The 13,080-nt window shown below is 36.1% G+C and carries 9 protein-coding genes; 5 read left to right on the top strand and 4 right to left on the bottom strand.

The window, feature by feature from the left end; all coding sequences use genetic code 11:
- The first annotated feature begins 371 nt into the window (after positions 1 to 371).
- Both MM213_RS12395 and surE read left to right on the top strand, forming a co-directional pair.
- On the top strand, positions 372 to 1,007 hold the full coding sequence (locus MM213_RS12395; RefSeq protein ID WP_241412694.1) for a hypothetical protein: 636 nt from the start codon (positions 372 to 374) through the stop codon (positions 1,005 to 1,007).
- A gap of 5 nt (positions 1,008 to 1,012) precedes the next feature.
- On the top strand, positions 1,013 to 1,798 hold the full coding sequence (gene surE, locus MM213_RS12390) for a 5'/3'-nucleotidase SurE (RefSeq protein WP_241412693.1): 786 nt from the start codon (positions 1,013 to 1,015) through the stop codon (positions 1,796 to 1,798).
- Between the two features lie 262 nt (positions 1,799 to 2,060).
- Here the strand turns inward: surE and MM213_RS12385 are convergent, their stop codons facing one another.
- Positions 2,061 to 2,930, bottom strand: a complete 870-nt coding sequence (locus MM213_RS12385) for a type 2 periplasmic-binding domain-containing protein (protein WP_241412692.1) — start codon at positions 2,928 to 2,930, stop codon at positions 2,061 to 2,063.
- 437 nt (positions 2,931 to 3,367) lie between these two features.
- Here MM213_RS12385 and MM213_RS12380 point away from each other — a divergent pair, with 437 nt between their 5' ends.
- Positions 3,368 to 4,327 (top strand): hypothetical protein, encoded by a 960-nt coding sequence (locus MM213_RS12380; protein WP_241412691.1) that lies wholly within the window; start codon positions 3,368 to 3,370, stop codon positions 4,325 to 4,327.
- Between the two features lie 11 nt (positions 4,328 to 4,338).
- Here MM213_RS12380 and MM213_RS12375 read toward each other — a convergent pair whose 3' ends face one another.
- The 3 genes from MM213_RS12375 to MM213_RS12365 all read right to left on the bottom strand — a co-directional run bounded on the left by MM213_RS12375 (position 4,339) and on the right by MM213_RS12365 (position 9,874).
- A complete protein-coding gene (locus tag MM213_RS12375; RefSeq protein WP_241412690.1) occupies positions 4,339 to 5,673 on the bottom strand; it encodes an MFS transporter in 1,335 nt (444 codons plus the stop codon).
- 427 nt (positions 5,674 to 6,100) lie between these two features.
- Complete coding sequence (locus MM213_RS12370) at positions 6,101 to 8,524, bottom strand: glycoside hydrolase family 31 protein (RefSeq protein WP_241412689.1); 2,424 nt, start codon at positions 8,522 to 8,524, stop codon at positions 6,101 to 6,103.
- 309 nt (positions 8,525 to 8,833) lie between these two features.
- Entirely contained in the window at positions 8,834 to 9,874 is a 1,041-nt protein-coding gene (locus tag MM213_RS12365) for a LacI family DNA-binding transcriptional regulator (protein ID WP_241412688.1), read from the bottom strand.
- 473 nt (positions 9,875 to 10,347) lie between these two features.
- Between MM213_RS12365 and fbaA the strand changes: the two genes are divergently transcribed.
- Positions 10,348 to 11,409: a class II fructose-bisphosphate aldolase gene (gene fbaA / locus MM213_RS12360; protein WP_241412687.1), complete on the top strand. Its 1,062-nt coding sequence runs from the start codon at positions 10,348 to 10,350 to the stop codon at positions 11,407 to 11,409.
- A 69-nt stretch (positions 11,410 to 11,478) separates the two neighbouring features.
- Entirely contained in the window at positions 11,479 to 13,032 is a 1,554-nt protein-coding gene (locus MM213_RS12355; protein WP_241412685.1) for an alpha-amylase family glycosyl hydrolase, read from the top strand.
- The last annotated feature ends 48 nt before the right edge of the window (positions 13,033 to 13,080 follow it).

Here is a 13,080-nt window from a genome sequence, read left to right as displayed (position 1 = left end):
GTGAATTTAGTTATTGAGTTGACTGATTGATAGGTTAATTAGTTATTAAGTTAATTGGTTGAATAGGGGGTTTAGTAAATAGTTGTTTTTTTGAGGTTTCTCCTAAATGAATCCTCTATTCAACTTCTAAACCAGTCCCATATCAACTAATCCACAAATTAACCAGTCGACTATTCCACGAATCAACTACTCAACCTATTTCAAATCAATTAATAAACTAATCCACTATTTAACCATTCCCTAAACAACTATTACACTAATCCCAAATCAACTATTCCTCTATTCCCTATTCCCTTAATTAACCACATTGATTCAACCAATTTGCGTTTTTTGTCGTTAATAATAAAGTTAACATCAAAATGACCTAAAATATGAAAAGGATTCCAATATTTCTTTTTTTCATCACTTTCATAAGTATCAATACTTGGGCACAAAATAAATTCCCCTCCCAGATTTGGCATAAGGGGAAAATCGTCGCAACCGATGGTAGAGAATATACAGGATTTGTTCAGTATGACTTAGAAAACAATATTGTTCAATTGCAAAGAGAAAGCATCGAAACATTTGGCGCATCAAACGTGCTACAATTTGAAATCTATGATGAAGTGTATGGTGGAATCAGAACATTTTACTCTTTGCCATATGCCTTGGCTACAGATTACCAAACTCCTGTATTATTTGAAGTATTAACCCAAGGAGATGATGTAGCATTATTATGCAGGGAATATGTGACCACAGACAATAGATCAATGGGGATGTATGGCCCAATGATGATGAATCCTATGTGGGGAGGGCCTATGATGGGAGCAGGGCACAGATTGGCATTCAATTTTTACTTTTTTAAGGACGGTGCAATCCAGAAATACTCCCAAAAGAAAAAAGACTTGATGGATTTCTTTGATGATAGGGAAGATGAAGTGAAGCTTTACATGAGAAAAAATAGATTGGCGCATGACAAGAGGGGAGATCTCCTTAGAATTACTGCCTATTATAATCAAATAAAATAAATTTTATGTCAGAAAGACCTTTGATCCTAGTATCAAATGATGATGGAATCACATCCAAGGGAATTAGAGTATTAGTAAATGTAATGAAGAAGTTGGGAGAGGTAATCGTGGTAGCTCCTGATAGTCCCCAATCGGGCATGGGGCATGCAATTACGATCGGTGAGACATTGAGATTGTATGAAGAAGATATTTTTGATGATGTACAAGCTTACAAATCAAGTGGGACTCCAGCAGATTGTGTAAAGCTTGCTAAGCATTATGTCCTCAAAGACAGAAAAGTGGATTTGATAGTCAGTGGGATCAATCATGGAAGCAATACTTCCATTTCCGTATTGTATTCAGGAACAATGTCGGCAGCGATAGAAGGTGCATTGGAAGGCTATCCATCGATTGGCTTTAGTTTGTGTGATTACTCTTCCAAAGCTGATTTTAGCCATGTGGAAGAATATGTTTACAAAATTGCCAAGCAAGTTTTGGATCATGGGATACCGAAAGGTGTAGCATTGAATGTCAATTTTCCCCCTAAAAGAAACGAAGACATCAAAGGCGTCAAAATCTGCCGTCAGGCACATGCCAAATGGCAGGAAGAGTTTTCTGAGAGGTTTGATCCAAATGGCAGAAAATATTTTTGGATGGCTGGTAATTTCGTCAATTTTGACAAAGGAGAAGACAATGACGAGTGGGCAATCGCCAACAATTATGTATCCATAGTCCCTTGTCAGTATGACCTGACTGCACATCACGCAATCAATCAATTGAATGAAGATTGGAATTGGGAAGAACTTTCCTAAAGCAAAAAAACGGGTCGAGAGACCCGTTTTTGCTTTTACCCAAATAAAGAAACTATATTAAAGTTTAATTTCAAATACTACCTTGACTTTACTTTCTTTGGTTGCTATGCAAGATTCTACCAAAATTTGATTGTTTTCATCATTGTAATTGAGATCGATGGTTACTTGATTTGTTATAACACAGAAGTCAATACCTCTTTGATGAATTTCTTCTTTCGAATAAGTGTGCAGTTTTTCTTTAGAATTACTAAACTGATTGATTTCAAACAAGCTCAACTAAATTCGGATCAATTAAACCTTCTACCAAAACCTTTTCATTAACCAACCCCAAACCAAGCAAAATATCCATCGTTTCTTCAAGATCCTTTTTTGCAATACCGTTATCTGTAGCCCATTTTGTCTGGGTTAGCCATTGTTGTATATCTTTATGGGAAATTCCGTAACGGAGGCTGAGAGTTTCAGAAAAACCATCATTTTTGACCATTTGAGAAGCAAATTCATAAACCTTGTCCCTGATTTTTTCTATAATCAAGCCATTTTCACTTAGTGAATTTTCAGTAGCCACTATCACAAAACATGGCCAAGGAGTAGGGATTTTACCTACACGCTTAAACTGACCTGCATCCACAAGTGGTTTGGTGGTGTATTTTTCCCAAAGGAACATTTTAGCTTCCTCGTTTTCAAAAGCTTTTTTTGCCCCTTCCAGGTTGTCTATCACTTCAAAATTCAATTTACTGGTATCCCATCCTTGCTGCTTGGCTAGCAAAAAAGCCATCAAATGTGATCCAGAACCAAATCGGCTGATCAAAAAAGGTACTTCACTCAATTCATTTAGCGATTCTTCTTTGGACTTTGCAGAAAGGTGGATTCCCCAATTCAAGGGCGAAGCGATGTGAAGTCCAATGATCTTACTTGGATTTCCTTCAATCCTGTCTTTGATAAAGCTCTCTGTCAGCACCAATGCAATGTCTGTACTGCCTTCTCTCAGGGCTTTGTTCATGGCACCTGAGCCTTTGGTTTCTTCCTGCCATATAAGCTCATATCCTTCATCTAAAAATGGTTGCTGTTCTATGATTTTCAACCAAGGATAATTAAAATGCTCTGGTACTCCAGTGATGGTGATTTTTTTCATGCACAAAGCTAAGTTTTATTCGATTTATTTTAAGAATAAAAACATTAAGATTATCTGCAATGACATCAGAAAGTGGATTTTCACATGAATCATTCTGTCAATAGTCCACAGTCAACCGACTACAGCAATTGAATTGAACTTCATTCTATATTATTAATGGCTAGTGGTTAGAAAGTGGATATAAAATTAAACAAAGAACAAAACCTGAGGCTAGGCACTAATGTGTAAACCAAATTCAAGCAAGATCAAATCGTCAACGGTTTAATATCTAATGTCGATAGCCTGATCTTGCTTAACTTGTAACAAGGCGGAAACTCACTAAATATAAATTTATTTGTTTTTTATATTACGAAAACATATTTTTAGTATATTAATTATAATAAAAAATATTATTGTTTATTAATTAACTTCAATAGTTTTACAAAATTTATAATCTTATGCTAATTTTTGATGTTAAGGGCGGCCACCTGTTGATTGTTTTTACCTTACTATTTTTAGTTGTAGGATGCATTTCACAGAATGAACCCGAAGATGAATATACTGTCATTCAGCTTGACTTTGATGGTGAGGGTGGTTTAGAGACTGTTGAGTTGGGTTCGAATGGATGGGATGTGGTGACTATTGAAAACAAAGAAGGAAGACTTAGGATATTTGGTGATGTATTTGATTTAAATGGAGAGTTGGTCTCAGAAAACCGTCAATTAGAGTTGTTCGGCCTTGGATCTATAGTGTCTTCGACTAATTATGTTGGCTTTGAAATCAGACACCAGACCAATGGTGTTTTGGAGATTAAACTGAAAGAGAATGCTTCTGGTAAACCATATGGAATAGTTCTAATGCTTCAAAACGATAATAATTCTAAAAGAATTTATGTAGATCAAGTGGAATCTGCGGGTTATGATTTTGAAGGGATTGAGTTTTATCAAGGTGAAGATGATGGGGATTCTCTCTATATGAGAAACAACATACATAGATATGAGTTTGATTTTCTAGAAACAAGGCAGCTGGAAGTTTCCCCATTTGTTGGTACTAATGTGATTGTTAACTCCTATTTTAAAAGTGAAGAAATGAATGCCTTTATTTGGTTTGAGAGTGACTTAGTAGAAGTTGAGACACCTTCTGAAATCATTGATGGAAGTATTTATTTTTCTGATAGGATGAGTATATACAGCAAAAACCCATCGTCTATTCCATATTTACCTAATCTGATGGTTACTATAGAAGCTCCAGCAGGAAAATCTATATTCACCAATAATATTGAAATGAGAAAAAGAAAACTATCATACAAGCTTACAATCAAAAGTAGAAGTACTTCTGAAATTCATGAGATTGTAGGGAAATGGATTGAAACCAGTCCTACTGGGCTTTATCGAATAGATGAATTAGAAGTAGATTAAGTTAATTTGGATTACCCATCATGTGTGACATTTTTATTTGTAATAAACAAATTACAAAGCCCTGCCACAATCAGGGAAGTCCCTGCAAGCACCATGGTGAATACGACTTCTTCTCCAAAAAGCAATTTGTACATGTAATTGATTCCTCCTATGGCTGCTATGATTTGAGGTATTACGATAAACATGTTGAAGATCCCCATGTAAACACCCATTTGTTTGGGATTGACCGAACTCGAGAGCATGGCGTAAGGCATCGAAAGGATACTTGCCCAAGCTATTCCCACAAGTGCAAAGCAAATATGAAGCATCCAAGGTTCTGAAATAAAATAAATCAATATGAATCCCACTCCACCCGCAAACAGGCTGAACATATGGACTAGTTTTCGGTTGATTTTTACTTTGCTGGTGATTAAGGCAAGGATCAGTGCAAAAAACATGGAAGTTAATCCATAAGTCCCCAAATAATTCCCAACGCTATCTGCTGCATCATTGTAGGCTACGGAAGCAGTATCGGTCGCTTTGAAAATATGCTCTGTAATCGCAGGAGTTGCAAAACTCCACATGGTGAAAAATGCAAACCAAGAAAAAAACTGGACCAAACCTAGTTTGAGCATTACATTAGGCATCCCGAAGATGTTTTTGAATATTTCTGTTACACCTTTCAAAAAACCACTGCTCTCTTCATTTTCTTTTTCAAATTCCTCCAGATTTTCAGGTGGATATTCTTTGGTAGTCAGGATGGTATAGAGGATTGAGGAAAATAGAACCACCGCACCTATTCCAAAGGCAAATTTCACAGAGTCAGGGATCACCTCTGGTTCTGCTGTATTGGGCACACCAATTTGAGTCATAAACCAAGGCAGGTTACTCGCTATCCAAGTACCGATTCCTATGATGAGTGTTTGTACCACAAATCCATATGATCTTTGGCTATCAGGTAACTTGTCTGCCACCAACGCCCTGAACGGTTCCATACTGATATTGATAGATGCGTCCAAGATCCAAAGTGATCCAGCTGCCATCCACAACGCACTGGAATAAGGTGCAAAGAACAACGCAATGGTACTAAAAACTGCTCCAAAGAAGAAAAATGGCCTTCTCCTGCCAAATTTGGGATGCCAAGTCCTATCGCTCAGGTAACCTACAATTGGCTGAACCAAAAGACCCGTCAAAGGTGCTGCGATCCAAAGCATCGGGATAGCGTCTTTTTCGGCACCTAGGGTTTGGAAGATTCTTGACATAAATCCCCCTTGGAGTGCAAATCCAAATTGGATACCCAAAAATCCAAAACTCATATTCCAGATTTGCCAAAAACTCAGTTTCGGCTTATTTTCTTCTACTTGCATTTTCTTGGGTTTATTGAAATGTGCTATTATGGAATATCATTTTATACTTATTTCTCTTACCTTGGTCTGTGTCCTCACAGACCAATATATCTTGGTTTGTGTCTCCACAGACCAATAGTTTTCAATTTGCTTCGATCCTAGCCTTGGTCCTTACAGACCAACACATGTCAAAATTTGATATTGGTATTTATTCTCAAATCCGAATTGAAGTTATTTCAGATGTGTATTTGCGGATAATCATATTACCTAATCTGTATATACGCTTTTACACTAGTAGCCATTTATAATATTGTTTGAAGTTCATTTTAATCAGCTGTTGTCGGATGACTGTAGATTCTCGTGCACCGTGGCGTAGTTGGCGATTATTCGCATAATTTTAAGTGATATATTCACTTACTGGCGTCATTGCGGTTAATCTATTACCTAATTAGATTTTGATTGTAAATTCTTCAAATTGATGTTCAATTATAAATGAATTGATGTTTTCGATTTCGAAATATGGGTGCGAATGATCAGGTAATGGGTCAAAATCAGTCAACCTTCCCAAGAAAGCCAAGTTTTCTGTATTAGCGTTGATTTGTAAGTCATTGATGGAAATTTTATCAGCGGATATTCCGTGGATGAATAATTGGATTTTTTCAAACTTAGATTTGTATTCCCCATCAACTGCACCAAAGTGGATTTCCTGATTTTCCGAATCCCACTTTACCTCCCTTTTGAAATAACCATTTCCTTTATATGCTTTGCTAATTCCATCATCTTCGTAATGGGTATAGCTATTATTACCTTCTCCTTTGTAGATATGAAGTCTCAATACTCCATCATTTTTACTTTCGGTGTGTGGAATAGTGCTTTGCATGGCCATTATCGAACCTGCTTTTGCAAAAACAGGCAAATAACTCAAAGGTGTGTCAACATACACGATTTGATTTCCAGAGAACTTTTGGTCATTATAGAAATAGTACCAATCACCCTCTGGAAGATAGACTTTTGCAATCTGTCTCGTGCTTTCTATTGGGGCAATCAGCATTGAGTCGCAAAACAAATACTGGTTTTGGAACAATTCTGTGTATATCAATGGATCAAAAGGATAATCTATCGCTAAGCTTTTAGCTATCGGAAGTCCTGTTTGACTGCTTTTGTAAAAATTGCTGTATAAAGTTGGGAGCAATTGGTAACGCAACTTCATGTAGTTTTTGGAAATTTCTTCTACTTCTTCACCAAAAGACCAAGGCTCAGAGTCATTGCTGTTGATCATGGAATGTGCCCTGTAAAATGGTGAAAAGGCGGCAATACTCATCCATCTTGCAAATAGGGATTTAGTAGCTTCTCCAGCAAATCCACCAACATCATAGCCGGCAAATGAAACACCACTCAACCCCAAGCTATTGACCAAGCGAATACCTGCAAGCATGTGTTCTTCACTACTGACATTATCCCCAGTCCAAGCTGCAGCGTAGCGTTGTACCCCAGCAAAACCTGATCTGGTCAATACGAACGGACGGCTATCAGGAGATTGAAGTTCGCTTCCTTCCTTGGCAGCTTTAGCCATCTGAAGTCCATAGATATTCCTTGCTTTTCGATGGCTTACGACTTCACCTTCATAGTGGAAATTGATCAAGTTTGGAGTAAATTGACCCCAAGAAGCTGGTTCATTCATGTCAGTCCAATATCCATCAACACCTGCGTCTTTGTAGAATTTCATCTTTTCACCCCACCATGTTCTTGTTTCTTCTTTGGTGAAATCCGGAAAAGCACACCAACCCGGCCAAACCTGCCCTTCATAGATTTCTCCATCTGGATATTTGACAAAAAGATCCTTTTCCAAACCTTCATCATAAGGCAAATAGCCTTTGTCTGTCTTGATCCCTGGATCCATGATGACGACTACTTTGAAACCTTTTTCTTTGAGTCTGCTGATCATGGCCTTGGGATCACTGAATTTTTCATTGTCAAAAGTGAATACTTTGTATTTTTCCATATGATGGATATCTAAGTATATCACATCAGCTGGCATGTCCTTTTCTCGGAAGGTTCTTGCCAAATTCAGCACTTCTGTATCGGGATAGTATGAGTAGCGGCATTGCTGAAAGCCCAAGGCCCACATTGGAGGCATTTCCATTCTTCCTGTCAGATGTGTATAAGCACCGATAATTTCCCCGACAGTTTGGTTGTGAATGAAATAATAATCCATATCCCCACCATCGGCAGCATAGTACATAAAGCGGTTATTGGAAGCTCCAAAATTGAATACTGACTTGTGGGTATTGTCAAAATAGATTCCATAAGCCAACTCTTGGTGGATTCCGATATAAAAAGGAATGGATAGATACAGGGGATCATCACCTATTCCATAAGCAAAGTAATCTGTATTCCAATTGGTGTAGGCTCTTCCGGCTCTGTTGAGATTCCCAGTTTTCTCTCCCAATCCAATAAACTTCTCGTTTGCTTGGACTTTTTTGTAATTGGTAATTTCAGTCCCAAGCCATGAAACAGAAAATGATTCATCATCTTCATTGATCACATTTCCCTTTTTATCCAAAAATTTTATATGAAAAGGGTTGATATTGATTTTTGCTTCAATCAAGTCAGTGGAAATTGAGATTGAATTTTCATTATCTGTTATCTCAAAATCAACTTTTTTTGGCTGGTTAATAACACTATATGGATTTTGATCAAAAGTTTCCTCTTGGCTTACCTGTACTCGGATCGTGTCATGATTATATACAGCGATTGAAAAATTTGCATTTGTTGTTTTTCCGGTAACACCAAGTTCGTTTTTATCCCAATTCTCAACCTTACCCGCTTGGAGGTTTTGATTATGTTTTTTGCTATTTGTAGAAAAGGTCATTTGATTGTTTTTTAGGCTCGTTTTGTTGCTATAAGCAATTTGTCTAAGCTAAATTTAGAAAGTATAATTAAAGTAAAAAATTGTTTCTATGCAGGTTAAGAAGTTAGAATTCATTTAAACTTGCTTTGAATTAGGCAATGTTAAAAATCAAGCCCTATTCAAACGATTGCATAAAAAAGCAACAATTTTTCTCTTTTTTTTAAATATTTTGAAAATCAGACTTGATTTTTCAATTTAGACGACCACTTACCCTTACTTTGTCATGATAAAGCTTGAGAATCCTAATCTGTAAGGTATTTAAATTTTAGGCTATTCTGTAATGATTTTTTCAGATGATTTCCTGATAATCAATTCTGTTTCCAATACCACAGTTTTTGGAGTCCAAGTTTCATCTTTCTTTTTGTTGATCATTTCAAGGAGAAGGGAAATTGCTTTTTCGCCCATTTGAAAACCTGGTTGTGAAACTGTGGAAAGGGGAGGGTCTATCATGGAAGAGAATTGCCAATCAGAAAAACCTACTACACCTACATCACTAGGGACTTTTAATCCCAAAGACTTTACTGCCATCATGGCTCCGGCAGCAGCAATGTCATTGCTTGCAAATATACCATCAGGTTTAGCTTTTTCATTTTCAAATAGTCTTTTAGTGAATTCAAAGCTTTCTTCCTGCGTGCCTATCGGGCATGGGATGATCCAATCAGGATTATGTTTGATGGAGTGGTCTTGAAGTGCAGCTAAATACCCATCTAGTCTTTTTCTACTTATCGTAAGGTTTTTTGGTCCTGCCAAATGCGCGATATTTTTGTAACCTTGATTGATCAAGTGAGAAGTAGCGTCATATGCGCCTTTGAAATCATTTACCGTTACATTTACAGTATTCTCAATTTCAGGAACTCTATCAAAAAATACGATAGGGAAGTTCTGTTTCAATAGTTTTGTGAAATGGTTGAAATCTTCCGTCTCCTTTGAGTAACTGACCAGAAGACCATCTACCTGGTTATCAAGCATAGCTTCGATACTGCTCAACTCTCTTTGGAGTTTTTCATTAGTTTGACAAAGGATGACATTGTAGCCATTTGCAAAAGCAACTTCTTCAATTCCACTGATCACAGTAGAAAAAAAGAAATGTACAACTTCAGGAATGATGACACCAATGGTAAAGGATTTACTTTTTCTTAAGCTAAGCGCTATAGCATTTGGTCTATAATTAAGTTTTTCTGCAAGTTCTTTTACTTTTCTTTTTGTTTCATTACTGATCCCTGGGTAGTCCTTCAAAGCTCTGGATACAGTGGAGAGTGATACATTTAGCTCTTTTGCAATGTCTTTGATAGTAGCTTGACCTAATTTCATAAAAATTATATTATTCTAAGATTTCAATTTATGTTAAATTTTACAAAAATTAAATTTTAAATAGTTATTTCCACAAAATTATTTTTTATAAATTATTGCAATCATTCGAAATTCATAAAATGAAATTTGTATTTCAATCGATTGCTCTGGAGTCTTAAATGTGTTTCTCCAATGTTTTTTTAGTAATTTCTTGCGTAAGCACTTTCCATTGTTTAATATCAATAAATATCTATTGGGGTGTTTTTTGATAAGTTAGATTCCTGTTTTGTAGATATATGAAAAAATATGGATTATTTATAATAAAATAACTTTGATAGAATAGTGTCCTAAAGTTTATCAGATAGTAAAAGTAATATTTTAGAGTTGGAAATAAAGGATTTTAAGGCAGGTCTTTATATCTTTGACCTCAATGATAATCGTCAGCATAAGATTAGGCGATACGAAAATAATAATCAAACCATTAAATCAACATCATGAAATTCAAACCAGGAGTAAAGTACGGTGAAGAGCTGAAGGACTTATTGTCTTACGCGAAAGAAAGTGAATTTGCACTTCCAGCGGTAAATGTGATCAATACCAGTACAATAAATGGAGTTTTAGAGACTGCAAAAAAAGTAAATTCTCCAGTAATCATTCAATTTTCAAATGGTGGGGCACAATTTTATGCGGGTAAATCACTTCCAAATGATAAGCAGCAAGCGAGTGTAGCAGGGGCTATTTCTGGTGCTTTGCATGTTCACAAAATGGCTGAGGCATATGGAGTACCTGTAATTTTACATACTGACCACGCAGCAAAAAAATTATTGCCTTGGGTAGATGGTATGTTGGCAGAGGGGAAATCTTACTATGAAGCTTTCAAAAGACCACTTTACAGTTCTCATATGCTTGATTTGTCAGAGGAGACTTTGGAAGAGAATGTGGGTACTTCAGTGAAGTATTTTGAGGAACTGAACAAGCTGCAAATGGGCATTGAGATAGAGCTTGGTGTGACTGGTGGTGAAGAGGATGGTGTAGATAATACAGATATCGATAGTTCTAAGCTATATACACAGCCGGAGGAAGTAGCATATGCTTACGAAAACTTGAAACAAGTTGGAGATATGTTTACAATTGCCGCTGCTTTTGGAAATGTGCATGGAGTATACAAGCCTGGAAACGTAAGTTTGAAGCCAATTATTCTGAAGAATTCCCAAGACTTTATTAATGAGAAATATGGCACTTCTGGTAAGCCTTTGTTTTTCGTATTCCATGGTGGGTCAGGTTCTACTGTAGAAGAAATCAGAGAAGCGAATAGTTACGGATCGGTAAAAATGAACATTGATACAGATATGCAGTGGGCATTTTGGGAAGGTGTGTTAAAATATTACCAAAAAAATGAAGGGTTCCTTCAAACACAACTTGGAAACCCTAATGGTCCTGATAGTCCAAATAAGAAATTCTATGATCCAAGAGCATGGATGAGAAAAGGTGAAGAGAACTTTGTAGAAAGGTTAGAAGTAGCATTTGATATGCTTAATGCTGTCAATAGAAACTAAGATTAAATATACCTAGCATAGAAAAGGTCACTGAATAGTGACTTTTTCTATTTTAATACGAATTAACTTATGAAAAAATATTTATATCTATCCTTCTTATTTGTTTTGGTTCTACTTTCTTCATGTTCGACATCTCCAGAAAAAAATATTGAAAACCATTGGCCACATGCAGGCATTACCTACGAAATTTTTGTTCAGTCTTTTTATGATTCTGATGGGGATGGAATTGGAGATTTCAATGGAGTGACCAAAAAATTGGATCATGTAAAAGAACTAGGCGCAAATGCAATTTGGTTTATGCCAATCATGCCATCTCCTAGTTATCATAAGTATGATGTGACCGATTATAAAGCCATCCATCCTGATTATGGGACAATAGATGACTTTAAATTGATGTTGCAAAAAGCTCATGAAAAAGACATTAAGATAGTAATTGACCTAATCATCAATCATACTAGTAGCAAGCATCCTTGGTTTGTAGAATCCAGAAAAGGTAGAGATAACCCTTATAGAGATTACTATGTGTGGGCTCAAAAAGATACAATTGCAGATTTTTTAAATAAAAAAGCGATTACTTTAGATAGTGACAATATTAGACAATGGCATGATCCTGGTGTAGGAGAAGATTTTTACTACGGTTTTTTTATTGATGGTATGCCTGATTTGAATTTTGATAATCCAAAAGTAAGGGAAGAGATCTACGAAATTGGACGATTTTGGCTGGAGGAAATTGGGGTAGATGGCTTTAGGTTAGATGCGGCCAAGCATATTTTTCCTGATGATAGAGCTGTAGATAATCATGCGTTTTGGAAAGAGTTTAGATCAGAAATGACTAAAATTAAGCCTGATGTGTATTTGGTAGGGGAGGTTTATGATATGAAAGAAGTGGTTGCTCCTTATTTACCAGGATTACCTGCATTATTCAATTTTGATTTTCATTACACCCTTTTGAGAGCTTACGAAGAGGAGAATGGAATGCTTTTAGCAAAGAATCAAAAAGAGATACTTGATTATTATCAAGAAATATCTGAAGAGTTTATTGACGCAACATTTTCATCAAATCATGATCAACCAAGGTTGTTAAATTCTTTGGATAGTAATCCAAAAAAGTTGAAACAGGCAATAACCATTTTAATGTCCATGCCTGGAGCCCCTTACCTTTATTATGGGGAAGAGATAGGTATGCTTGGTAAAAAGCCTGATGAAAATATTCGAGAACCATTTCTTTGGGACATAAAAGCCAATGATACAGGAAGAGCTACTTGGATTGAAGCAGTGTATTCGATTGATGAAATGGTTACTCCACTATCTATCCAAAAATCAATGAGTACTAGTTTTTTCAATCATTACAAAGAAGTAATTAAACTCAGAAATTCCAATAGAGCTTTGGCTTTGGGAGATTTGACTCTTTTTGATCAGGAATTGCCGAAACCTTTGATGGCATTTTTTCGGTCTTATGAAGACCAAAAATTATTTGTAGTTCACAATTTATCCGATCAAACTATTTCAATCGAAGCACCTAAAGATTTTGATGAAGTTTTATACAATTTAGGATTGGGTACTTTGGATGAAAAGATGATAGTTTTGCCCCCATATTCCTCTGTGATGCTAACTAAAAAGTAAATAAAAAGACCTGCTAAAATTGATTTAGCAGGTCTTTTTTTTGGTATC

This window comes from Belliella alkalica (assembly GCF_022549785.1).
In the GTDB taxonomy this organism is placed as follows: Bacteria; Bacteroidota; Bacteroidia; order Cytophagales; family Cyclobacteriaceae; genus Belliella; species Belliella alkalica.
The sequence above is the reverse complement of the archived record's forward strand: the minus strand, read 5'-3'. Positions and strand labels throughout refer to the sequence as shown.

What these genes read in the sequence shown, in the direction of transcription:
- MM213_RS12395 (WP_241412694.1), top strand. Translation starts at nt 372, where the DNA reads ATGAAAAGGATTCCAATATTTCTTTTTTTCATCACTTTCATAAGTATC.
- surE (WP_241412693.1), top strand. Translation starts at nt 1,013, where the DNA reads ATGTCAGAAAGACCTTTGATCCTAGTATCAAATGATGATGGAATCACA.
- MM213_RS12385 (WP_241412692.1), bottom strand. Translation starts at nt 2,930, where the DNA reads ATGAAAAAAATCACCATCACTGGAGTACCAGAGCATTTTAATTATCCT.
- MM213_RS12380 (WP_241412691.1), top strand. Translation starts at nt 3,368, where the DNA reads ATGCTAATTTTTGATGTTAAGGGCGGCCACCTGTTGATTGTTTTTACC.
- MM213_RS12375 (WP_241412690.1), bottom strand. Translation starts at nt 5,673, where the DNA reads ATGCAAGTAGAAGAAAATAAGCCGAAACTGAGTTTTTGGCAAATCTGG.
- MM213_RS12370 (WP_241412689.1), bottom strand. Translation starts at nt 8,524, where the DNA reads ATGACCTTTTCTACAAATAGCAAAAAACATAATCAAAACCTCCAAGCG.
- MM213_RS12365 (WP_241412688.1), bottom strand. Translation starts at nt 9,874, where the DNA reads ATGAAATTAGGTCAAGCTACTATCAAAGACATTGCAAAAGAGCTAAAT.
- fbaA (WP_241412687.1), top strand. Translation starts at nt 10,348, where the DNA reads ATGAAATTCAAACCAGGAGTAAAGTACGGTGAAGAGCTGAAGGACTTA.
- MM213_RS12355 (WP_241412685.1), top strand. Translation starts at nt 11,479, where the DNA reads ATGAAAAAATATTTATATCTATCCTTCTTATTTGTTTTGGTTCTACTT.